Source organism: Cohaesibacter marisflavi (genome assembly GCF_900115225.1).
Taxonomy (GTDB): domain Bacteria; phylum Pseudomonadota; class Alphaproteobacteria; order Rhizobiales; family Cohaesibacteraceae; genus Cohaesibacter; species Cohaesibacter marisflavi.
In genome coordinates this window covers 264,547-285,358 of the sequence record NZ_FOVR01000001.1, presented here as the reverse complement: position 1 = coordinate 285,358, position 20,812 = coordinate 264,547, and the positions used below count along the sequence as shown (strand labels likewise).

General features: G+C 55.1%; 19 protein-coding genes. 15 read left to right on the top strand and 4 right to left on the bottom strand.

Features of this window, described 5'->3' with window-relative positions:
* The first annotated feature begins 47 nt into the window (after nucleotides 1-47).
* From ehuR to BM258_RS01155, 15 genes are all read left to right on the top strand, one after another.
* A complete protein-coding gene (gene ehuR / locus BM258_RS01225) occupies nucleotides 48-1,454 on the top strand; it encodes a MocR-like ectoine utilization transcription factor EhuR (RefSeq protein WP_090068027.1) in 1,407 nt (468 codons plus the stop codon).
* 170 nt (nucleotides 1,455-1,624) lie between these two features.
* Nucleotides 1,625-2,659 carry a TRAP transporter substrate-binding protein gene (locus tag BM258_RS01220; RefSeq protein ID WP_090068025.1) on the top strand — a complete coding sequence of 345 codons (1,035 nt, stop codon included), beginning with the start codon at nucleotides 1,625-1,627 and terminating at the stop codon, nucleotides 2,657-2,659.
* Nucleotides 2,660-2,765: 106 nt separating this feature from the next.
* On the top strand, nucleotides 2,766-3,422 hold the full coding sequence (locus BM258_RS01215; RefSeq protein WP_244544551.1) for a TRAP transporter small permease: 657 nt from the start codon (nucleotides 2,766-2,768) through the stop codon (nucleotides 3,420-3,422).
* Nucleotides 3,423-3,431: 9 nt separating this feature from the next.
* Complete coding sequence (locus tag BM258_RS01210) at nucleotides 3,432-4,715, top strand: TRAP transporter large permease (RefSeq protein ID WP_090068022.1); 1,284 nt, start codon at nucleotides 3,432-3,434, stop codon at nucleotides 4,713-4,715.
* 17 nt (nucleotides 4,716-4,732) lie between these two features.
* Nucleotides 4,733-5,179, top strand: a complete 447-nt coding sequence (locus BM258_RS01205; protein ID WP_090068020.1) for a universal stress protein — start codon at nucleotides 4,733-4,735, stop codon at nucleotides 5,177-5,179.
* A 57-nt stretch (nucleotides 5,180-5,236) separates the two neighbouring features.
* On the top strand, nucleotides 5,237-6,001 hold the full coding sequence (locus BM258_RS01200; protein ID WP_090068018.1) for an aspartate racemase/maleate isomerase family protein: 765 nt from the start codon (nucleotides 5,237-5,239) through the stop codon (nucleotides 5,999-6,001).
* A gap of 36 nt (nucleotides 6,002-6,037) precedes the next feature.
* Nucleotides 6,038-7,057 (top strand): hydroxyectoine utilization dehydratase EutB, encoded by a 1,020-nt coding sequence (gene eutB, locus BM258_RS01195; RefSeq protein WP_090068016.1) that lies wholly within the window; start codon nucleotides 6,038-6,040, stop codon nucleotides 7,055-7,057.
* A gap of 10 nt (nucleotides 7,058-7,067) precedes the next feature.
* Nucleotides 7,068-8,051: an ectoine utilization protein EutC gene (gene eutC, locus BM258_RS01190; RefSeq protein WP_090068014.1), complete on the top strand. Its 984-nt coding sequence runs from the start codon at nucleotides 7,068-7,070 to the stop codon at nucleotides 8,049-8,051.
* Nucleotides 8,052-8,109: 58 nt separating this feature from the next.
* Nucleotides 8,110-9,297: an ectoine hydrolase DoeA gene (gene doeA / locus BM258_RS01185; protein WP_090068012.1), complete on the top strand. Its 1,188-nt coding sequence runs from the start codon at nucleotides 8,110-8,112 to the stop codon at nucleotides 9,295-9,297.
* Nucleotides 9,298-9,389: 92 nt separating this feature from the next.
* A complete protein-coding gene (gene argE, locus BM258_RS01180) occupies nucleotides 9,390-10,565 on the top strand; it encodes an acetylornithine deacetylase (RefSeq protein ID WP_090068010.1) in 1,176 nt (391 codons plus the stop codon).
* 145 nt (nucleotides 10,566-10,710) lie between these two features.
* A complete protein-coding gene (locus tag BM258_RS01175; protein ID WP_090068008.1) occupies nucleotides 10,711-12,198 on the top strand; it encodes an NAD-dependent succinate-semialdehyde dehydrogenase in 1,488 nt (495 codons plus the stop codon).
* Nucleotides 12,199-12,251: 53 nt separating this feature from the next.
* Complete coding sequence (locus BM258_RS01170; RefSeq protein WP_090068006.1) at nucleotides 12,252-13,631, top strand: aspartate aminotransferase family protein; 1,380 nt, start codon at nucleotides 12,252-12,254, stop codon at nucleotides 13,629-13,631.
* Between the two features lie 210 nt (nucleotides 13,632-13,841).
* Nucleotides 13,842-14,333 carry an Lrp/AsnC family transcriptional regulator gene (locus BM258_RS01165; protein WP_090068004.1) on the top strand — a complete coding sequence of 164 codons (492 nt, stop codon included), beginning with the start codon at nucleotides 13,842-13,844 and terminating at the stop codon, nucleotides 14,331-14,333.
* Between the two features lie 364 nt (nucleotides 14,334-14,697).
* A complete protein-coding gene (locus BM258_RS01160; protein WP_090068002.1) occupies nucleotides 14,698-15,114 on the top strand; it encodes a universal stress protein in 417 nt (138 codons plus the stop codon).
* A gap of 84 nt (nucleotides 15,115-15,198) precedes the next feature.
* A complete protein-coding gene (locus BM258_RS01155) occupies nucleotides 15,199-16,836 on the top strand; it encodes a BCCT family transporter (RefSeq protein ID WP_090068000.1) in 1,638 nt (545 codons plus the stop codon).
* A 122-nt stretch (nucleotides 16,837-16,958) separates the two neighbouring features.
* Here BM258_RS01155 and BM258_RS01150 read toward each other — a convergent pair whose 3' ends face one another.
* From BM258_RS01150 to BM258_RS01135, 4 genes are all read right to left on the bottom strand, one after another.
* Nucleotides 16,959-17,930 carry a quinone oxidoreductase family protein gene (locus tag BM258_RS01150; RefSeq protein WP_090067998.1) on the bottom strand — a complete coding sequence of 324 codons (972 nt, stop codon included), beginning with the start codon at nucleotides 17,928-17,930 and terminating at the stop codon, nucleotides 16,959-16,961.
* A gap of 77 nt (nucleotides 17,931-18,007) precedes the next feature.
* Complete coding sequence (locus tag BM258_RS01145) at nucleotides 18,008-18,415, bottom strand: carboxymuconolactone decarboxylase family protein (RefSeq protein ID WP_090067996.1); 408 nt, start codon at nucleotides 18,413-18,415, stop codon at nucleotides 18,008-18,010.
* A 12-nt stretch (nucleotides 18,416-18,427) separates the two neighbouring features.
* Nucleotides 18,428-19,282: a branched-chain amino acid aminotransferase gene (locus BM258_RS01140; RefSeq protein ID WP_090068909.1), complete on the bottom strand. Its 855-nt coding sequence runs from the start codon at nucleotides 19,280-19,282 to the stop codon at nucleotides 18,428-18,430.
* A 29-nt stretch (nucleotides 19,283-19,311) separates the two neighbouring features.
* On the bottom strand, nucleotides 19,312-20,808 hold the full coding sequence (locus tag BM258_RS01135) for a sugar ABC transporter ATP-binding protein (protein WP_090067994.1): 1,497 nt from the start codon (nucleotides 20,806-20,808) through the stop codon (nucleotides 19,312-19,314).
* Nucleotides 20,809-20,812 lie beyond the last annotated feature (4 nt).

Genomic DNA, 20,812 nt, shown 5'->3' with positions numbered 1-20,812 from the left:
GTCATCTATATTGCCAAATTGTACTGATATTGCTAATCACTATTTTCATGACAAATTGGTGGCCAGATCCTGCAAAGCTCAAAAGACCCGTCTACAAGACCTTGCAGGGATTGATAATTGACGCGATCGATGCGGGAGAACTGCAACCGGGGGACCGGATGCCGACCCACCGTGATTTCGCCTACAAACTCAACATCTCCGTGCAAACTGTTTCACGCACTTATGACGCCCTGTGCAAGCTGGGCTATCTGGCTGGAGAAGTCGGACGCGGCACCTATGTGCGTTATCGCGAGACGACAGACACCCCGATGCCCTTTGTACCGAACCGACAGGAAGGGCTGATCGACCTCTCCATGCTCAAGCCGGTCACCTCGTCGCTGCATTACGACACCATGCAGAAGGGTCTTGAGGAGTTGTCACGGGATTTTACCAAGGATCTGGTGCAATCCTTTCGTCCTGAAGAAGCCTTTCGCGAGCATATAAAGATCGCCTGCCGCTGGCTGAAATCCCATCACATTCATGCGGACCCAAGCCACACCACTTATACGAACGGCGCCATTCCTGCGCTGGTTGCCTCCATCATGAGTGCCGCGCCTCCGGGATCTACGATTTGCGCCGAAGAGGTCAGCTTTCACAGCATCCGCCCCTTATGCGAGTATCTTGGTGTGCGCCTTGAAACCGCCGGTATGGACGAGGAAGGCCTGATACCGGAGCAATTCGAAGCGCTCTGTCAGAACCACTCCATCCGAGCCCTTGTGATTTCGCCGACCGTCTCTAACCCCAGAGCCTATGTGATGGGGAGTGCAAGGCGGCAAGAAATCCTTGATATTGCGAGAAGAAATGACGTCTTTATCATCGAGAATGATGTCTTGGGCACCTTGATCAAAAATGCCCCACCGACGCTGCATCAGCTCGATCCGGAGCGCGTTTTCTACATTACATCCTTCTCCAAAACCATCATGCCCGGCTTGCGCGTCGGACTCCTGATCACCCCTCCTTCCATGTATATTGTCACCAAAAACCGCCATTTGGTTACCAACTGGATGGCCAACCCCCTGACAGTCGACTTACTGACGCACTGGTTTGATAATGGCACGGCAGACCATCTCATATCGTGGCAAGCCCGCGCTCTACAGCAGCGACAGAAGCTTGCAGCCAGATTGCTCAAGGGCCACAGCTATTTGAATCACAAATGCGCACCTCACATCTGGATTCCACTTCCCAAGATTTGGCAAGAAAGTGAATTTGTGGAAAGAGCGCGGAAAAATAATGTAGCGATTGCGGGCAGTTTACCCTTCATCATGGCAGAACATTCAAATGAAGGTGACCCCATCAAACTCAACTCCGTCAGAGTGGCTCTGGGGCCTTGCAGTGAAGAGCAATTGACTCATGCACTCAATGTCATAGCAACCCTATTGGGGGCAGGATCCGAGAAACCGTTGCCTATGTTTTAGGCCAACTGCCGTTGAAATTTTACTCATTTGCATAGCGTTGAAACAGAGTCAGTCTTGAGGCTCAAGTTAAATTGTCATGATTTAATGTTTCAATTGACCTGAAATTGTCTCTGTTTGATTGTGTGGCAACAACAATAAAAACGCATTCATATCCGACAACGAGGGAAGTGATGAAAACTCCATTTGTTAAAAAATTATGTACGGCAACATCTGTTGCCTCCCTGCTCGCCGGTTTTGCTCTTGTGCCTTCCATGGCCCAGGCGGACACCTGGAAATATGCTATCGAAGAAGCCATCAACGAAGTGCAGGGCGTATACGCAACCAAATTCAAAGAAGAAATTGAAGCCAATTCCGACCATGAGGTTCAGATTTTCCCTTATGGCACACTTGGCGAATCTGCCGATACCATGGAACAGACCCAGGCAGGCATCCTGCAGTTCGTTGACCAGTCTCCCGGGTTCACCGGCGCCCTGATCCCGGAAGCGCAGGTCTTCTTTGTACCTTACCTCTTGCCGACCGACACCGAAAAACTCAACGAGTTCTTCCGCACCTCCAAAGCAATCAATGAAGATTTCATGGGTCTTTACGCCGAGCAGGGCCTTGAGCTGCTCAAGATGTTCCCGGAAGGCGAAGTCGCCATGACCACCAAGGAACCGGTGCATAGCCCGGAAGATCTCAACGAGGTCAAGTTCCGCGTCATGACCAACCCGCTTCTGGTGGAAGCCTATCAGGCCTTTGGCGCCACTCCTACTCCGTTGCCGTGGGGCGAAGTGTATGGCGGTCTTCAGACCAACATCATTCAGGGACAGGAAAACCCGACCTCCTTCATCGAATCCACCAAGCTGTATGAAGTCACCGACGTCATCACCTATGCGGGTCACAGCAATTTTACGACCGCAGTCATGGCCAACAAGGAATTCTATGACGGCCTGAGCGATGGCGATAAAGAGCTGGTTCAGAATGCAGCAACCGCAGCTTTCGATTATATCCTCGACTATCAGAAGGGGCTTGAAAAAGAAGCTCTTGATGCAATCAAGGAAGCCAAGCCATCCATCGAGGTCAATGTGTTGACCGAAGAAGAACGCGCTCCGTTCAAGGCAGCTGCTGCCAAGGTGGAAGCCAAGTTCATCGAGATGACCGGCGACAGCGGCAAGGCCATTCTGGATCAGATGAAAGCTGATCTGGAAGCCGTCTCTGCGGACTGATCAAAAGCCAACCGGTAGCGGGAAATGCCTGGGCGTCTTTCCGCTACCGGAGCAGGATTTCCAGTCTAGGTATCAGCCTCCCTCTTATGCCCGATAGAACAGGGCCATGAGCGCTGGTGCCCTGACCATGCTGGAAGCGGGCTTTTGCTGTCCGCTTCTTTTCCTTGGTTTTTGCTTCAGTTGGGAGCTTGCCATGTCCATGGACAATCATTCGGACACGACCCTGCCGGGCGTGCTGGGGCTGATTGACATATCGATCGCCAAGATCGAGTCAATGATGCTGGCCCTTGGGGTCATTCTCATGGCGACCAATACCGTCGCCAACGTTATCGGTCGTTTTGTTTTTCAGAACAGTATTTTCTTTTCTGAAGAACTGAACCGTTTTCTGATCGTTCTGATCACTTTCTCTGGTATCTCTTATGCTGCCAGACAGGGGCGACATATTCGCATGTCAGCAATTTTTGACAAGCTGATGTCTCCTGCACGCAAGGTGCTCATGATTATCATCGCGATCTGCACAGCGGTGATCATGCTCGCGCTGGCCTATTTTTCCTTCTCCTACATTCTCACAGTCGCCAAATCGGGCCGTGTTCTGCCTGCTTTGCAGATCCCGGTCTACTGGATCTATCTGTGGGTGCCGGTTGGGCTGTTCCTGACCGGGCTGCAATATATTCTGACTGCCATTCGCAACATCACGTCCAAGGATATCTATCTTTCCAGCCAGGTGCTTGAGGGATATTCCGAAGACGAATACGAGGTTTAGGAGCGTATCATGGCTATTACGATGTTCCTCGTCATGGTGGCGCTGCTGCTAATCGGGTTCCCCATGATGGTGCCGCTGATGGCAGGTGCTTCCATCGGCTTCTATTCCATGTTTGGCGGCTTCGGCAAAATGGATTTCATGGTTCAGCAGTTCATGGCGGGCATTCGGCCAGCCTCACTGATTGCGGTGCCCATGTTCATTCTGGCCGCAGATATCATGACAAGAGGTCAGTCTGCCGGTCGCCTAATCGACATGGTGATGAAATTTGTCGGCCACATCAAAGGCGGTCTGGCCGTGACCACAGCTGCAGCCTGTACATTGTTCGGTGCCGTTTCAGGCTCGACGCAGGCAACTGTGGTTGCCGTTGGCTCGCCCTTGCGCCCACGCATGCTCAAGGCAGGTTACAAGGATTCCTTTGTGCTGGCCCTGATCGTCAACTCGAGCGATATCGCCTTTCTCATTCCGCCATCCATCGGCATGATCATTTATGGCGTTGTGTCCAACACGTCCATCGCCGAGCTGTTCATCGCGGGCATCGGTCCGGGGCTGTTGATCCTGTCGCTCTTTTCGATCTACAGCATCATCTATGCCTATGTGAATGATGTCCCTACCGAACCGAAAGCGAGCTGGAAAGAGCGCTTTGAAGCGGTTTTGGGGGCAATCTGGCCTCTTGGCTTCCCGGTTATCATCGTTGGCGGCATTTACGGCGGCATCTTCTCGCCCACCGAAGCGGCTGCGGTCTGCGTCTTTTATGCGGTGGTGCTGGAGATGATCGTCTTCCGGTCTCTCAACTTTGGAGATCTTTACGAGATCTCCAAGTCTACAGGCCTGATCACGGCGGTTGTCTTCATTCTGGTTGCCGCAGGGGCAGCCTTCTCATGGGTCATTTCCTTTGCCCAGATCCCACAGCATATTCTGGCAGCCATCGGCATTTCGGAAATGGGAGCAATCGGGGTACTGATTGTCATTTCCCTGTCCTTCTTCATCGGCTGCATGTTTGTGGATCCCATTGTGGTTATCCTGATCTTGGTGCCGATCTTTGCGCCGGTCATCAAATCTGTCGGACTGGATCCGGTTCTGGTGGGAACCATCATCACACTTCAGGTGGCGATTGGCTCAGCGACGCCGCCCTTCGGGTGTGATATTTTCACAGCGATGGCAATTTTCCGACGCCCTTATTTCGATGTTATCAAGGGAACCCCACCATTCATCTTCATGCTGGTCATGGTGTCAGCATTGCTGATCATGTTCCCGCAGATTGCATTGTTCCTGCGTGATATCGCGTTTCGCTAAATGGGAGGAGATGGCGAATGTTTGAAAGGATAATCGTGCCGATAGACGGCTCACCCTGTTCTCTGAATGCACTGGAAAAAGCAGTCGAACTTCAGAAATTGTGCGGGCTCGACTGTGTGCTCAAGATCATCTGTGTCTATCGCCATCAAGGGGCGCGAGAGGCTTCGGTCTCCATGGTGCGCCCCTCCACCCCTGATGTCATCGACAAGGCCCTGTCCCAGCATGCACGCGAAGTGGTGCAGGACGCCAAAAACAGGGCCTTCGAGATGGGCGGGCGCAACGTCACCGCCCATGTCATGCAAGGGCCAACGGCGCGCACCATCATGCGCTTTGCCTCAGAGCATCAGGGCGACCTGATTGTCATGGGCGGGCGTGGCTATGGCGATCTGGAAGCCCTGCTTCTGGGCAGCGTCTCACACAAGGTGACGAGCCTTGCCCATTGTCCCGTTATGATCGTGCGTTGAGCACCCGCGCATTTTGCTTTGGTGAAAAGAAACAAGAACAGAAAAGAAGAACAGGCCATGGTGACCCAACTCAATCTGACCTTATCCCTGCGCAACAAGACCGTTCCCTGTCGGGTGGGCCTTTTGCTGTTGGAAACGGACCATACGACCGAGCTGGAATTTGCGCGGCACATGCCGCACGATCTGGTCGGGGTCTATGCCAATCGGGTCACCTATGCCAATCCCACCACGCCGGAAAATCTGCGCAAAATGGTGCCCCTTCTGGGGGAACGGGCCGAGCAGATTTTGCCAGAGGCGGATCTTGATGTGGTCTATTATGGCTGCACCTCAGCCTCCTTTGTTATTGGCGACGATGTCGTGGCAAGCGAGATTAACAAGGCCAAGCCGACCGCAAGCGTGGTAACGCCTACATTGGCAGCCTTGGCTGCCTGCCATCAGCTGCGGGTCGGCTCTATGGCCATCCTGACGCCTTATCTGCCCGAAACCAGCGCACCGCTGGAACCCTATTTCACAGAGCGAGGCATTTCGGTCGTCAAACATTCCTGCCTTGGCATAGAGGATGACCGCATCATGGCGGCGCTCAATGCCCGCAGTCTCATTCAGGCGGCCATTGAGGCCGATCACCCCTCGGCGGATGCCCTGTTCATTTCCTGCACGGCACTGCGTGCGCTGGAAGTGGTGCCCGAGCTTGAGAAGCGTCTTGGCAAACCGGTCATCACCAGCAATCAGGCGGCCATCTGGTACATCCTGCGTCTTCTTGGCCTGCCGCAACCCGTCCGCAACAGCTGCCAGCTGTTTCACACCCTGCCTGAAGCCGCCTGACAGGGGTTCATTCACGCCACTCTTTCGAGGCCTGCCATGACCCGCCCGCACCAAGCCCCCTCGCCCGACGCCTTTCAGTCGCCTCCCATATCCCTCTCTGACATTCTGCAAGCGCAAAGACGCATAGCACCTCATGTAGTGCAAACGCCCATGCGCCATTCGCAAACCCTTTGCGAGAAGACCGGCGGCGAGATTTATCTCAAGATGGAACATCGCCAGCATACTGGCAGCTTCAAGCTAAGGGGTGCCACCAATGCCGTGCTTTCGCTGACTGATGAGCAGAAAGCTAAAGGTATCGCTGCAGTTTCGACTGGTAACCATGGGCGTGGCCTTGCCTTTGCGGCCCGCAATGCCGGGGTGCGTTGCGTTATCGCCATGTCCGAGTTGGTACCGCAGAACAAACGAGACGGCATCGCAGCATTGGGAGCTGAAGTGGTCATACACGGCCGCTCGCAAGACGAAGCACAACAGGCAGTCGATCGCATGGTGGCCGAAGACGGTATGGCGACCATTCCCCCCTTTGATCATGCCGACGTTATCGCCGGTCAGGGCACGCTTGGCTTGGAGATCTTGCAGGACCTTGCTGATATCGACACCGTGCTGGTGCAGCTTTCCGGCGGCGGGCTGATTTCAGGTGTGGCTGCCGCGATCAAGGGCATCTCCCCCAAGACACGCATTATCGGCATTTCCATGCAGCGGGGCGCTGCAATGCATGCCAGCCTTGAGGCGGGCAAACCGGTACAGGTGGAAGAATTGCCGACACTGGCGGATTCCCTTGGCGGCGGCATTGGTCTTGAGAACAGCTACACTTTTGCGATGACACAAGCTCTCGTCGACGAGGTGATCCTGCTGAGCGAGGAAGAGATCGCCGAAGGCGTACGTCATGCCTATTGGCAGGAAGAAGAAATTTTAGAGGGGGCTGGCGCAGTCGGGATCTCGGCCTTGCTTACCGGCAAGATCGAGGCCCCGGGGCGCTGCGTGGCCATCCTGTCGGGTCGCAACATCGATATGTCCATGCATCACAAGCTGATTTCCGGCGAAATGGTTACGCTTTAAGGAGGCACCGATGTCCATTCTCATTCTGTCTGAACAGGATTTACGCCAAGCGGTCACACTGGATGCCGAGAGTGTCTCTTGCATCGAAGAGGCAATCGAGAGCCTTGCAACAAAGCAGGTCGTCATGCCGCCGATCCTGTCGATGGAAATTCCCGAATTCAATGGTGAAGTGGATGTCAAAACCGCCTATGTTCCCGGCCTGGATAGCTTTGCCATCAAGATCAGTCCGGGCTTCTTTGACAATCCCAAGCTCGGCCTGCCCAGCCTTAACGGTCTGATGGTTTTGTTTTCCGCCCAGACCGGCATCGTGGAAGCGGTGCTACTGGACAATGGCTATTTGACCGACCTGCGCACCGCCGCCGCAGGCGCTGTTGCGGCCAAGGCTCTGTCGCGGGCCGATTCCAAGGTGGCTACAATTTATGGTACGGGCCTTCAGGCGCGTTTGCAGCTGGAAGCCCTGTGCCTTGTCCGCCCGATTACCTCCGCCCGCATCTGGGGACGTTCGCCAGACAAGGCGAAGGCGACAGCCAGCGAGCTAAGCGAAAAGCTCGGCATCGACATAAAAGCCTTCGAAAGCGAGCAAGAGGCCGCCAAGGGCGCTGACATTCTGGTGACCACGACACCATCGCAATCTCCCATTCTGATGGCCGACTGGCTGGAGCCGGGCCAACATGTCACTGCCATGGGGTCGGACGCCGATTACAAGAATGAAATCGAACCAGCCATCATCGGCAAGGCCAATCTCTATGTCGCCGATCGCCTGACACAGACACGCAAGCTGGGCGAATTGCGTTCGGCGATCGCAGCGGCTGTTGTCACCGGAGAGACTCAGTTTCCCGAGCTAGGCACTATCGTTGCCGGAACGCGTCCGGGCCGGGAAACAGAGGCGGATATCACCGTATGTGATCTGACCGGCATGGGCGTGCAGGACACCGCGATTGCGACGCTCGCCCGCCAACGCGCCATGGCGCTAAAGGCCGGAGCCGAATTTTAAATCTAATAGGAATCCGTGATTACGAAACATTCAAGACAAGAAGGAACCGAGCATGACAATGGAACATGTGAAGCCAAGACTATTCTTCACTCAGGAAGAATATGACCGGCGGCTGGCCAAGACACGCAAGGCCATGCAGATGAAAGGCGTTGACGTCCTTATCTGCACTGAACCGGCCAACATGGCGTGGCTGACCGGCTATGACGGCTGGTCATTCTATGTGCATCAGTGCGTCATCGTGACGATGGAAGGCCAGCCGATCTGGTATGGCCGCACGCAGGATGCCAACGGCGCAAAAGTGACCTGTTATCTGGATCACGAGAATATCCTGAGCTATCCGGATCATTATGTGCAATCCACCGAGCGCCATCCTATGGATCTGCTCTCGGCCATTCTGATCGACAAGGGCTTTTCCTCGGCCAGCATCGGTCTGGAGATGGATAACTATTATTTCTCTGCCGCAGCTTATTGTTCCCTACTCAAGCATATGCCCAACGCCAAGTTCGTGGACTGCAATGTGCTCGTCCATTGGCAGCGTGCGGCCAAGTCAGAGCCTGAGCTGGAGATGATGCGAACCGCTGGCCGGATCGTCGAAGCCATGCATGCCCGCATTCGGGAGCATGCCCGTCCCGGCCTTCCCAAGAACGAGCTGGTTGCCGAGATCTATGACGCGTCCTTGCGCGGCGTTGAAGGCATCGGAGGCGACTATGCCGCCATCGTTCCGCTTCTGCCATCGGGCGCGGATGCCTCGGCCCCGCACCTCACATGGGATGACCGCCCCTTTAAGCTTGGCGAAGGCACCTTCTTTGAAGTGGCCGGTAGCTATCATCGCTATCATTGCCCGCTGTCTCGTTCGGTCTTCATGGGCAAGCCAACCCAGCAGTTTCTTGATGCCGAGAAAGCAGTTCTGGAAGGGATGGAAGCCGGGCTTGAAATGGCCAAGGTGGGCAATGTCTGCGAAGACATCGCCAATGCCTTCTTTGGGGTGTTGAAGAAATACGGCATCGTCAAGGACAACCGGACCGGCTATCCGATCGGTCTGGCCTATCCGCCGGATTGGGGCGAACACACCATGAGTTTGAGAGCCGGTGACAGAACGGTTCTGGAAGAAGGCATGACCTTCCACTTTATGACCGGCCTGTGGCAGGACGGATGGGGTCTGGAGATCACCGAAAGCATCGCCATTGGCACCAACGGGCCGGAATGTCTGGCCAACGTACCGCGTGAACTGGTCATCGTCGACTAGGGAAAGACAAGCGTGTCGGGCCGCCCTCAAATCTTTGCTTGTGGCAAGCAAGAACGAGAGTGGCCCGACCTCCATTCAGCCTGGAGGTAGGTATGCAGCAGCTGCTTGAAAAGACAAAAGAAATACTGGCGCAACTGGTGGCTTTCGAAAGCCTCTCGGGGCAATCCAATCTTGATATGATTGACTATATCACGAGCTATCTGGCCAGCCATGGCGTGGAAGCAAAGCTGTCTTATGATGAGACGGGCAACAGAGCCAACCTCTTTGCTTCCATCGGGCCTGATGTAGAAGGCGGCATCGTGCTCAACGGACATACCGATGTCGTTCCGGCTCGAGGGCAGCCATGGACGCACGACCCGTTTGACCTGTTGGAAAAAGACGGCAAGCTCTATGGTCGCGGCGCGGTCGACATGAAGGGGTTTCTTGCCTGCGCTCTGGCGATGGTTCCCCATTTCAAGGCAACAGACCTCAAGCGGCCGATCCTGTTTTCCTGTTGCTATGACGAGGAAATCGGCGGCTTCGGCGCGCCCATATTGGCGCGGGATATCATTGCGCGAGGCCCCAAACCCTCCGTTGCCATTGTTGGTGAGCCAACCTTGATGAATCTGGTCAATGGCCACAAGGCAGGCTATGAAATGCATACGGACCTCATCGGCCTTTCCGCCCATGCCTCCGACCCGCGCAAGGGCATGAATGCCATCGAATTTGCTGCGCGCTATATCGGCAAGATCATCGAAATTGCCGATCGCTGTTCGATCAACCCGGATCTGCAAACCCCCTTCGAGCCTCCTTATACCACGTTCAATATTGGCACGATCAACGGTGGCGTTGCCCGCAACATCACCGCCAACAGCTGCTCGATTGACTGGGAATTGCGCCCTATTCCTTCCGATGACGGACGGGCCATTCTGGTCGAGTTGCAATATTTCTGTGATGACGAATTGCTGCCACTGATGAGGCAAAGCTACCCCGAGGCAGAGATCCGAACCATCATCGAAGCAGACGTTCCGCCGCTCTGGGCAGATGAATCCTCTGCTGCTGTGCAATTCGTACGCCGGATCACCGGCATCAATAACAGCGAAGTGGTCTCATTCGGCACCGATGCGGGGCATTTCGAGCGTGTCGGCATCTCGACCGTGGTATTCGGCCCCGGCTCGATCAATCAGGCTCACAAGCCCGATGAATATATCGAAGTCTCAGAAATATCACGCTGTCTTTCCTTTTTGAGCGACGTCTCGGATCATCTGGAAAGCCTCGACAGCGACTAGTGAGGGCCCTCACCAAACGGGCAGAAGATGAATCCTCTGCCCGATAGGGTCCGGGCAGATTTTTGCTCTGAAATTGCAACCATCTTTGGAGGCACATTCGCCTCCTCATGGCCCACTATCGGGCAAAATGAGGGGAGATGCCAAGATGCTTGACTCACAGACCAAAAACAGATCTCACGCCCTTGGGAAGCTGGATGATCTGCGCCTGTTCAAGGAATTTTCCTATATCAATGGCGAATGGGTGTCCCAGAGGGAAACTCCAGCCATCGCCGTGCATGATCCTGCGGATGGATCATTGTTGGGTACAGTGCCAGCTCTTGGCGCAAGCAAGAGCCGGGCGGCTGTTGATGCAGCTCAGGCCGCCTTTGGCCCATGGGCAGCCAAGCTGCCGCAAGAAAGAGCGGCCATTCTGCGCAAATGGTTCGATCTCATCCTTGAAAACAAGGAAGATCTGGCGCTGCTGATGACGCTGGAACAGGGCAAACCGATTTCGGAAGCCCGTGGCGAAATCGACTATGCGGCGAGCTTTGTCGAATTCTATGCGGAAGAAGCCAAACGCCCCAACATCGAGGGTGTCACCTCCCATCTACCCGATGGAGAAGTGGAGGTCTGGCGCGAAGCCATCGGCGTTGTTGCTCTCATCACACCATGGAACTTCCCGTGTGCCATGATCTCGCGCAAGGCGGCCGCCGCGCTGGCCGTGGGCTGCACCTGTGTTGTCCATCCGTCTCGGGAAACCCCCTATTCAGCTACGGCGCTGGCCGAGCTGGGTGAACGGGCCGGCTTGCCAGCGGGCGTTTTCAACGTCGTGACAGGCTATGCCGCAGAAATCGTCGAGCCGTGGACCCAAGATCCACGCGTGCGTGCCTTATCCTTTACCGGTTCGACGGAGATCGGTCGCCTGCTCTATCGGCAGTCGGCGGAAACGGTCAAGCATCTGGTGATGGAACTTGGCGGTCATGCGCCCTTCATCGTCTTTGCCGATGCAGATCTTGATCGCGCCGTTGATTGCGCCATCTCAGCCAAGTTTGCAACCTCCGGACAGGATTGTCTGGGCGCCAACCGCTTCTATATCGAACGCTCCGTCTATAAGGCATTCGCCGAGAAATTCACCGCAGCCACCAAGGCCCTAACCGTTGGAAAGGGCTCAGACGATCCCGACATCGGCCCGCTGATGAATACCAACGCGGTGAAGAAGCAGAAAGAGCATGTGGAAGATGCCCTCAAGAAGGGCGCCAAGCTGCTGTGCGGTGGCAAGAGCCATTCGCTGGGGCCGCTCTTTTATGAGCCGACCGTTTTAGGCGATGTGCCGCGGGATGCGTTGATCGCTCATGAAGAAACCTTCGGGCCTGTCGCTGCGCTCATTGCATTTGATAGCGATGAAGATGTCATCGCAATGGCCAATGACACCGAATATGGCCTTGTCGCCTATCTGCATACGGGCGACGCCAAGCGGATCTATGCCGCTTCCCGCGCCCTGCAATATGGCATGGTCGCCGTCAACCGCACCAAGGTCACCGGAGCGCCCATTCCCTTTGGCGGCATGAAGCAATCCGGCCTCGGGCGTGAAGGCGCTCGGCAGGGCCTAGAGGAATTCACTGAAATCAAATATGTGTGCCGCGACTTCTCTTGAGGGCCGCGACGACCGAATAAGGCGCCCGACGCGCCAAACATTAGGAGAAAGATATGTTGGAGAATGATCAATTAGCGCAATGGGATCGGGAAAATTTCTTCCATCCGTCCACGCCGCTCGGCCAGTTCGCTCGTGGTGAACTGAACAACCGCATCGTAACCGGCGGCAAGGGCGTTTATATTGAAGATCGCGAAGGCAACAAACTGCTCGACGCATTCGCTGGCCTCTATTGCGTGAATATCGGCTATGGCCGTCAGGAAATCGCCGAAGCCATTGCAGCGCAGGCCAAGGAACTGGCTTATTACCACTCCTATGTAGGCCATGGGACTGAAGCCAATATCACGCTGGCCAAGATGATTCTCGACCGTGCGCCAGACCATATGTCCAAGGTCTATTTCGGCCAATCCGGCTCTGATGCCAACGAAACCAACATCAAGCTTGTCTGGTACTACAACAATGTGCTGGGGCGTCCGGAAAAGAAGAAGATCATTTCCCGCTGGCGCGGCTATCATGGCTCAGGCCTGATGACCGGTTCCCTCACCGGCCTTGAAACTTTCCATAACCAATTCGATCTGCCGCTGCCTTACGTGGTGCATACGGATGCTCCTTATTATTTCCGTCGCGACAATCTGGGGCAATCCGAAGCCGAGTTCGTCAAACAGTGCGCGGACAATCTCGACGCCCTTATCCAGAAAGAAGGCCCGGATACCATCGCAGCCTTCATCGGTGAGCCAGTTCTTGGCACCGGCGGCATCGTGCCTCCTCCGGCAGGCTACTGGGAAGCCATTCAGGCTGTGCTCAATAAATATGACATTCTGCTGATTGTGGACGAAGTGATCACCGGTTTCGGTCGCCTCGGCTCTATGTTCGGCTCGGATCATTATGGCCTGAAGCCGGACATCATGACCATCGCCAAGGGCCTCACCTCTGCCTATGCGCCGCTTTCCGGCTCCATCGTGGCAGATCGGGTCTGGAAGGTTCTGGAAGATGGCACGGACAAATACGGCGCCATCGGCCATGGTTGGACCTATTCCGCTCACCCGATCGGGGCTGCTGCGGGCGTTGCCAACCTCAAGCTGATCGACGAGTTGAAACTGGTCGATAATGCCAAGGATACCGGCGCCTACTTTGTTCAGGGGCTTAAAGACGCCGTTGGCGATTTGCCAATTGTTGGCGATGTGCGCGGCGAAGGCATCATGGCCGCTGTCGAATTCGTCAAGGACAAGGACAGCCGCACCTTCTTTGACCCGACTGACAAGATTGGCTATGCGGTGGTTGGTGCGCTTCTGGAACGCCACAAGGTGATCGGTCGCGCCATGCCACAGGGCGATATTCTTGGCTTTGCACCGCCGCTCTGCATGACCAAAGAGGAAGCCGACACCGTGATTGCCGCCACCAAAGACGCAATCGAAACGGTTATCGCCAAACTCTGATCATTACCAACGCAAAAGCAAGGCGGGCTCCATGCCCGCCTTGTTCGTTTTCCTACCCGATATTTTATTCTTTTCCATAGGCTGGTCGGCAGAGAGAAACTGTCCTTGGCCTTTCCCGGTTCAATTATGCTACCAATAGCAAAGAGCCAATGGTTTGCTCAGCAAACCCCATTTGCCCAATAGCCGATAGCGCACGGAGATTTGATATAGATGCCTGCCGCAGGACTGAAACTGGATGACAGAGATTGGGCGATCCTGAAGATTTTGCAGACCGAGGGGCGCATCACCAAGGCGGCTCTGGCGCAGCGGGTCAATCTCTCTCCCACCCCCTGCTGGGAAAGGCTGAAACGGCTGGAAGAGGCGGGTATTATCGAAGCCTATGAAACCCGTCTTTCCCTCAAGGCTTTCGGCGCTCTCGCCGTGGTATTTGTCGAGGTGGAACTTGATAGCCATCGTTCGGAGGATTTTGAGCGGTTCGAGACGGCCGTTCAGGACTATCCGGAAATTCTTGAATGCTGGGCCGTGGGCGGTGGGCTTGATTACATTCTCAAGATCGTTGCCAAAGATGTCGATCACTATCAACGGCTCATCGACCATATGCTCGAAGCCGATATCGGGCTGAGACGCTATTTCACCTATGTGGTGACGAAGCCGGTGGTCAACAGATCGGCGTTGCCGCTGGAAAAACTCCAGCTTGGTTAACTGACACCTGCCCCTTTCCACGTACTGTTTCCACCGCCCGAAGTGCGCCCTCTTTTCATCGGCTATGACTTCAACAAATAGTGATGAAGCGTGCAAAGATCCGCAAAAATATTCACTTGCACGAGGCGGTAGAACGCAGGCAATTTCCGGACTATTCCGCGTCTTCTGCTCAGTTCAATATATGTATAAACTCCTACTATCAAAGCGTGTTTTCACATCAAGGACACGCATGTCCAAAAGACAATTCTTTTCTTAGCTTTGAACAAGTCACGATCCTCGCAAATTTTACTTATCCAGATGCTGATTCGACACAGAGGATACTATTCGTTATTGTCCGATTCACGGAAACGTGAGGATAGAGAAAATGTTCAATACGATCATGGTTCCGGTGGACTTGCGTCACACCTCCAGGCTGGAGAAGACGTTGACCATCGCAGCTGATATGGCAAAAACCAACGAAGCAGCTGTCATCTATGTTGGTGTCACCGGCCCTGAACCAGGGGACTTGGGCCACACGCCGAAGGAATTTGGCCAAAAATTGCAGGCCTTTGCGTCCGCGCAAACACAGGCTCACGGGATAGAAGCAACAACCCATGTGATTGTTGCCAATGACCCGGCAATCGATCTGGACAAGAAGCTGCTGGAAGCCGTCGAGGCTACAGGCTCTGATCTGGTCATCATGGCATCCCATATTCCCAACATATCGGACTATATCTGGTCATCTCATGGTGGCCATTTGGCAAGCCACACGAAGGCATCGGTCTTTCTTGTTCGTGGCTAGCCAAGGGTGCCTGCTGTTGGCACCCACTATCCGAATGATCTATCTCATCATCCAAAATAAAAACAATATGGAGACTGCATCGTAATGACGAATGCCGAAGAAGCTGGCATCCCCGCGCCGGAAGGCGATACGGAAATTATTGAAACCGATTACGAAATCGGTCAGGACAATGTCGAGGGTCAGGTTGGACCATTCGGATTTGACGTGCACAACCCGGTCTTTCTTGTCTCGGGACTATGCATTGTAGCTTTTGTTTTTTATGCGCTGGCCCTGCCCGAACAGGCAGCATCCATTTTTGGCTGGCTGCGCCCGTGGCTCACGTCGACCTTTGACTGGTTCTTCCTTGGTGCTGCCAATATCTTTGTTCTTTTCTGCCTCTTTCTCATTGTCAGCCCTTGGGGCAAGGTGCGACTTGGGGGACAGGATGCGGAACCGGACTTTTCCTACAGGGGCTGGTTCGCAATGCTCTTTGCCGCAGGCATGGGCATCGGCCTGATGTTCTTCGGGGTTCTGGAACCTGTCTATCACATGGCGGTTTCCCAGCCATTGGGAACACCGTCCCCATTGGATGGCTCGGGCAATATCATTGCCGAGAATGTTGAGCAGGCCAAGGCGATGGCGCTTGCTGCCACCATCTACCACTGGGGTCTTCACCCTTGGGCCATCTATGCCATTGTGGCTCTGGCTCTGGCGTTGTTTTCCTTTAACAAGGGCTTGCCGCTGACGATCCGCTCTGCGTTCCATCCGATTTTCGGTGATCGCATTTGGGGCTGGACCGGTCATATCATTGATATTCTGGCCGTGTTTGCGACCCTCTTCGGCCTCGCCACATCGCTGGGCTTTGGTGCGCAGCAGGCCAATGCGGGCTTGCATCATGTCTTTGGCGTTCCCATCGGCACGCCAGTACAGATCATCCTCATCACCATCATCACGGCGGTTGCCCTCTTCTCGGTCCTGCGCGGTCTTGATGGCGGGGTCAAAATGCTCTCCGAAATCAACATGGGTATCGCGGCCTTGCTGCTGCTGTTTGTCCTGTTTGTGGGGCCGACATTGATGATCTTGACCGACTTTGGTGAAGGGCTTGTCGCTTATGTCGAAGATCTCGTTCCACTGTCCAATCCCTTTGGGCGGACCGATATGGATTATCTGCATGGCTGGACAACCTTTTACTGGGCTTGGTGGATCAGCTGGTCACCTTTCGTCGGCATGTTCATTGCCCGTGTTTCTCGCGGCAGAACCGTGCGCGAATTCATCACCTGTGTGCTGTTGATCCCGTCTCTGGTCTGCGTCCTCTGGATGGCAGTCTTTGGTGGTGTGGCAATCGATCAGGTTCTGACCGACCCGTTGACCTCGGCAGTCAAAGACAATGTGATCGACAATTACAATCCGCCGCTTTCGCTGTTTGCGATGCTTGAAGGCCTGCCCTTCTCCAGCATAACATCGGTGATTGCCATCGTGCTGGTGATTGTCTTCTTCGTTACCTCGTCCGACTCTGGCTCGCTAGTCATTGATACCATTACGGCAGGCGGCAAGATTGACGCTCCGGTTCCGCAGCGCGTTTTCTGGGCTACCTTCGAGGGCGCGGTTGCAATCGTGTTGCTGGTTGGCGGCGGCCTGACCGCCCTGCAAGCGATGGTCATTTCCACCGGACTGCCGTTCGCGGTGGTGCTGCTGGTCATGTGCTATGCGGTCTATAAGGGCCTCAGTTCGGAGCCACGATAACGGCTAAAGCATATGGCCACAGGCCAGCCTGCTTTTCCAATAAACAAAGGCCCGGCATCTTGTGATGCTGGGCCTTTTTGTATTCTTCACGTGAGCCTATGCTGTCAGCTCTCGGCTCTACCTCACGGTTTGAGAATGGTGGCTCCGGTGGTCTTGCGCCCTTCCAGAGCCTTGTGGGCTTTGCCTGCGTCTTTCAAAGGTACGGATGCCACCACATCGGCCTTCACCGCACCACTGACAAGTTTGTCAAAAAGATCCGCAGCGCGTGCTTCCAGATCGGACCGCTTGGCCACATAGTCAAACAACACAGGGCGGCAGGCGGCTTTTGATCCACTGGCCAAATCGGAGAGTTTGAAATCCTCGATCATGCCGGACGACTGTCCAAAGTTGGCAAACATGCCAAAAGGCTTGAGGCAACTGATCGACCCACGCCATGTATCCTTACCAACGCTGTCATAGACCACTTCGCAGCCTTCGCCTCCGGTCAGTTCCATGACCTTCTCGGCAAAATTCTCTTCACGATAGTTGATGACATCGCTATAGCCATGCTGAAGCGCAAGCGCGACCTTTTCCGCCGAGCCTGCCGTGCCTATGGCGCGCGCGCCCAGGGCCTTGAGCCACTGGCCCAGAATGAGGCCAACCCCGCCAGCGGCGGCATGAACCAACACCGTATCCCCTGCCTTGACGGCATAGGAGGAGGTAACGAGATACTGCGCGGTCAGGCCCTTGAGCATAACGGAAGCAGCTAGGTCATCGGATACCCCATCGGGCAGCACAACCAGACGATCCGCGGCAAGCACGCGGCGCTCGCGATAGGCACCGAACTTGAGGACATAAGCAACCCGGTCGCCAACCTTGAGCCCTTCGACGCCTGCACCGATGGCTTCTACAACACCAGCAGCCTCCGCGCCGGGGATCATCGTGTCTTCTGCCCAGGGATAAAGCCCCGTGCGATTATAGACATCGATAAAATTGACGCCAATTGCAGTGTGGCGCACCAAGGCTTCTCCGGGTCCGGGTTCGCCTGTTTCCAGCGCGCACCACTTCATGACTTCCGGACCACCAGGTCTGGAAGCGACAAGTGCCATATCCATTTTCTTCTCCGATTTTTGCACCGACGCCGCATCAAAAAGAGGCGTCGGAGCCCAAGTCATGTGTTTATGTCAGGCGCTCAGGCCAAAAATTCGGGGTCAACAGGCACCTGCATAGCAGTCACCATATGGTTCGTCTGTGCAGCCAGCCCGACAATGGAGAGCAACTCGGCATAGGTGTCTTCAGTCATACCCTTGGCGCGGGCCTGCGCCGTGTGCGAATGCAGGCAATAGGAACAGGCGTTGGCTGCTGAAACGGCGATGTAAATCATCTCGCGCGTCATCGGGTCAATGTTGCCCGGTGTCATCATGACAGCCTTGAGCCCTTCCCATGTGCGTTTGAGCAAGGCCGGATCAGCCGCTCCCAGCGCACGCCAGAAGTTGTTGATGAAGTCGGTTTTGCGCAGGTCGCGAATTTCGTCAAAGACTTCCTTTACGGCCGGGATCTTTTCGGCTTCTTCATTGGTGAGCAATTTGACAGTTGCCATTGTGGTATCCTCCTAGGCGTGTGCCCATTCCATATAGAGTGAACGAGCCTTCTTGGTGATTGGCCCGTATGCGAGTTCCCGGTCTTCTATGCGAGATACCGGGATGACCTTGGAGATATTCCCGGTAGAAAAAATTTCGTCCGCTTCCATGAAATCCTGAACCGTCAGGGTCATTTCATGCACGGTGTAGCCAGCGTCGCGCAACAGCCCGAGGACACGCTTGCGCGTGATGCCAGCAAGGAAGGTGCCATTGGGGATGGAGGTGAACACCTCCCCGCCGCGCACCATGAAAACGTTGGCGGTGGCCAGTTCGGCTACATTGCCCGCGCAATCGGTGACCAATGCATTGTCAAAGCCCTTTTTCTGGGCTTCACGCACCATGCGGGCATTGTTGGCATAAAGGCCGGCTGCCTTGGCGTTGGTCGGTGCAACGGCAATGGTCGGGCGGCGGAACTGGGTGGTGGTAATGGAAAAACCTGACGGCTCCACCATCGGAATTTCTTCGAGACAAAGGGCAAAATCGGTCGATGAGGCCAGCGGTGGCAAGGTACCGATATCGCTTTCCTCTGCCCAATACATTGGCCGGATATAGACATCGGTATCGGGAGCAAATTTCTTGATGCCGTCTTTGGCAAGTGCTTCGATCTCTTCCCCCGTAAAGGTCGGGTCCAGCATCAGGGCTTCAGCAGAGCGATTGATCCGCTGGCAATGCAGGTCCAGATCCGGTGAAACGCCCTCAAACAGGCGCGCGCCGTCAAACACCAAAGACCCGAGCCATGTTGCATGAGAAGCGGCGCCCAGAATGCGCACATCTCCCTCATGCCAATCGCCCTTGTAATAGGTCCACATTGCGCGCTCGGATGCCATCATGTTTCTCCTCGATGAGTTTTGGGCCGTTAATGGACTGCCGCATACATGATTTTTTCCTCGGTCGCCTCAGCAGGTGAAAATTCCTCCACGATGCGCCCCTGTCGGCAGACGAGAATACGGTCTGAGAGGTTCATGATCTCTGGCAGGTAGGAAGAAATCACCACCACCGCCAGCCCCTGATCAGCCAAGCCGTTGATGATCTGATGGATTTCCGCAATAGCCCCCACATCCACACCGCGGGTGGGTTCATCGAAAATCACCAGTTTGGGCTCCTGCACCAGTCCCTTGCCGATCACTACCTTCTGCTGGTTACCACCGGAAAGCTCGACCACGCGGGCATTGTCATTAATGGCTTTGATGTTCAGCTTTTTGGACCAGGCGGCCGCTACATCGCTCATTTCGTTCTTGCTGATATACCAGGCCTTGTCATGACCGGCAGCAATGAGCCCCGCATAGATATTCTCGGCAATCGACATGGTTTCGAAGAAGCCTTCGCTCTTTCGATCTTCGGTGACATAGACAATACCGTCATTGACCGCTTCGCGCGGTACATAATAGCGGGTCGGCTTTTCGTTGAGCACCACGGTTCCGCCGCGCAGGAAGTCGCGCTTGTAGATGCCGGAAATGATCTTGAAAGTCTCGGTACGGCCAGACCCGATCAGCCCAAAGACGCCGGTGATCTGGCCAGCAAAAACGGAGAAAGAGTTGTTGCGAACCATGGCGCCCATGGAAATATCCTGCACGGAGAGCACCTTCTTGCCCGCCTTGCGTACGCCGCTTTCGCCACGATCGCGATAAAGCTCGCCCGAAAGGGTACGGCCGACCATGGCAGCAATCACCGTGTCGCGGGTGAAATTCTCGGTCTTGTCACTGGCCACCAATTCACCATCGCGCAGGATGGTGATGCGATCGGAAATCTGAAGTGCTTCCTCAAGGGCATGGCTGATGAAGATAATCGACACGCCGCTCTTTTTGAGCCGCTCGATCAGCGCAAAGAAATGGCGCTTTTCTTCCGGTGTAAGGGTAGCGGTCGGCTCATCGAAAATGATGACTTCGGCCTTGTGATGCACCGCACGGGCAATCTCGACCATCTGCCGCTTGGCAGCACCAAGGGTGGCGACCAACGCTGTCGGGTCTACAGAGAAGTTGAGCGATTGCAAGAACTGCTGGGCCGAAATGAAGGTGCCACGCAAGCGATTGAGGAAGCTCTCCGAGCCCAGATAAAGATTCTGCGCCACCGTCATGGATGGAACAAGGCTGGTTTCCTGAAACACCATGGCAATGCCCGCTTCAAGTGCCTCATTCGGGTTGGTAAAGACCGTCTCCTTGCCATGATGGAACATCTTGCCACTGGTTGGCTCGACCACGCCCGCCATCATCTTGGTAAGGGTGGATTTGCCAGCGCCGTTCTCACCGAGAAGCGCGTGCACTTCGCCCTTGTGCAGCTCGAAATCCACGTCCTTGATGGCAGGAACGCCGCGGTAGGCCTTGGTGATTTTTTCCATGCGAATGATGGGGTCCATATCC

What these genes read in the sequence shown, in the direction of transcription:
- BM258_RS01175 (WP_090068008.1), top strand. Translation starts at nt 10,711, where the DNA reads ATGCTTGACTCACAGACCAAAAACAGATCTCACGCCCTTGGGAAGCTG.
- eutC (WP_090068014.1), top strand. Translation starts at nt 7,068, where the DNA reads ATGTCCATTCTCATTCTGTCTGAACAGGATTTACGCCAAGCGGTCACA.
- BM258_RS01220 (WP_090068025.1), top strand. Translation starts at nt 1,625, where the DNA reads ATGAAAACTCCATTTGTTAAAAAATTATGTACGGCAACATCTGTTGCC.
- BM258_RS01140 (WP_090068909.1), bottom strand. Translation starts at nt 19,282, where the DNA reads ATGGCATCCGAGCGCGCAATGTGGACCTATTACAAGGGCGATTGGCAT.
- BM258_RS01160 (WP_090068002.1), top strand. Translation starts at nt 14,698, where the DNA reads ATGTTCAATACGATCATGGTTCCGGTGGACTTGCGTCACACCTCCAGG.
- BM258_RS01150 (WP_090067998.1), bottom strand. Translation starts at nt 17,930, where the DNA reads ATGGATATGGCACTTGTCGCTTCCAGACCTGGTGGTCCGGAAGTCATG.
- BM258_RS01165 (WP_090068004.1), top strand. Translation starts at nt 13,842, where the DNA reads ATGCCTGCCGCAGGACTGAAACTGGATGACAGAGATTGGGCGATCCTG.
- BM258_RS01145 (WP_090067996.1), bottom strand. Translation starts at nt 18,415, where the DNA reads ATGGCAACTGTCAAATTGCTCACCAATGAAGAAGCCGAAAAGATCCCG.
- BM258_RS01210 (WP_090068022.1), top strand. Translation starts at nt 3,432, where the DNA reads ATGGCTATTACGATGTTCCTCGTCATGGTGGCGCTGCTGCTAATCGGG.
- BM258_RS01205 (WP_090068020.1), top strand. Translation starts at nt 4,733, where the DNA reads ATGTTTGAAAGGATAATCGTGCCGATAGACGGCTCACCCTGTTCTCTG.
- BM258_RS01215 (WP_244544551.1), top strand. Translation starts at nt 2,766, where the DNA reads ATGAGCGCTGGTGCCCTGACCATGCTGGAAGCGGGCTTTTGCTGTCCG.
- eutB (WP_090068016.1), top strand. Translation starts at nt 6,038, where the DNA reads ATGACCCGCCCGCACCAAGCCCCCTCGCCCGACGCCTTTCAGTCGCCT.
- doeA (WP_090068012.1), top strand. Translation starts at nt 8,110, where the DNA reads ATGGAACATGTGAAGCCAAGACTATTCTTCACTCAGGAAGAATATGAC.
- BM258_RS01155 (WP_090068000.1), top strand. Translation starts at nt 15,199, where the DNA reads ATGACGAATGCCGAAGAAGCTGGCATCCCCGCGCCGGAAGGCGATACG.
- ehuR (WP_090068027.1), top strand. Translation starts at nt 48, where the DNA reads ATGACAAATTGGTGGCCAGATCCTGCAAAGCTCAAAAGACCCGTCTAC.
- argE (WP_090068010.1), top strand. Translation starts at nt 9,390, where the DNA reads ATGCAGCAGCTGCTTGAAAAGACAAAAGAAATACTGGCGCAACTGGTG.
- BM258_RS01170 (WP_090068006.1), top strand. Translation starts at nt 12,252, where the DNA reads ATGTTGGAGAATGATCAATTAGCGCAATGGGATCGGGAAAATTTCTTC.
- BM258_RS01200 (WP_090068018.1), top strand. Translation starts at nt 5,237, where the DNA reads ATGGTGACCCAACTCAATCTGACCTTATCCCTGCGCAACAAGACCGTT.
- BM258_RS01135 (WP_090067994.1), bottom strand. Translation starts at nt 20,808, where the DNA reads ATGGACCCCATCATTCGCATGGAAAAAATCACCAAGGCCTACCGCGGC.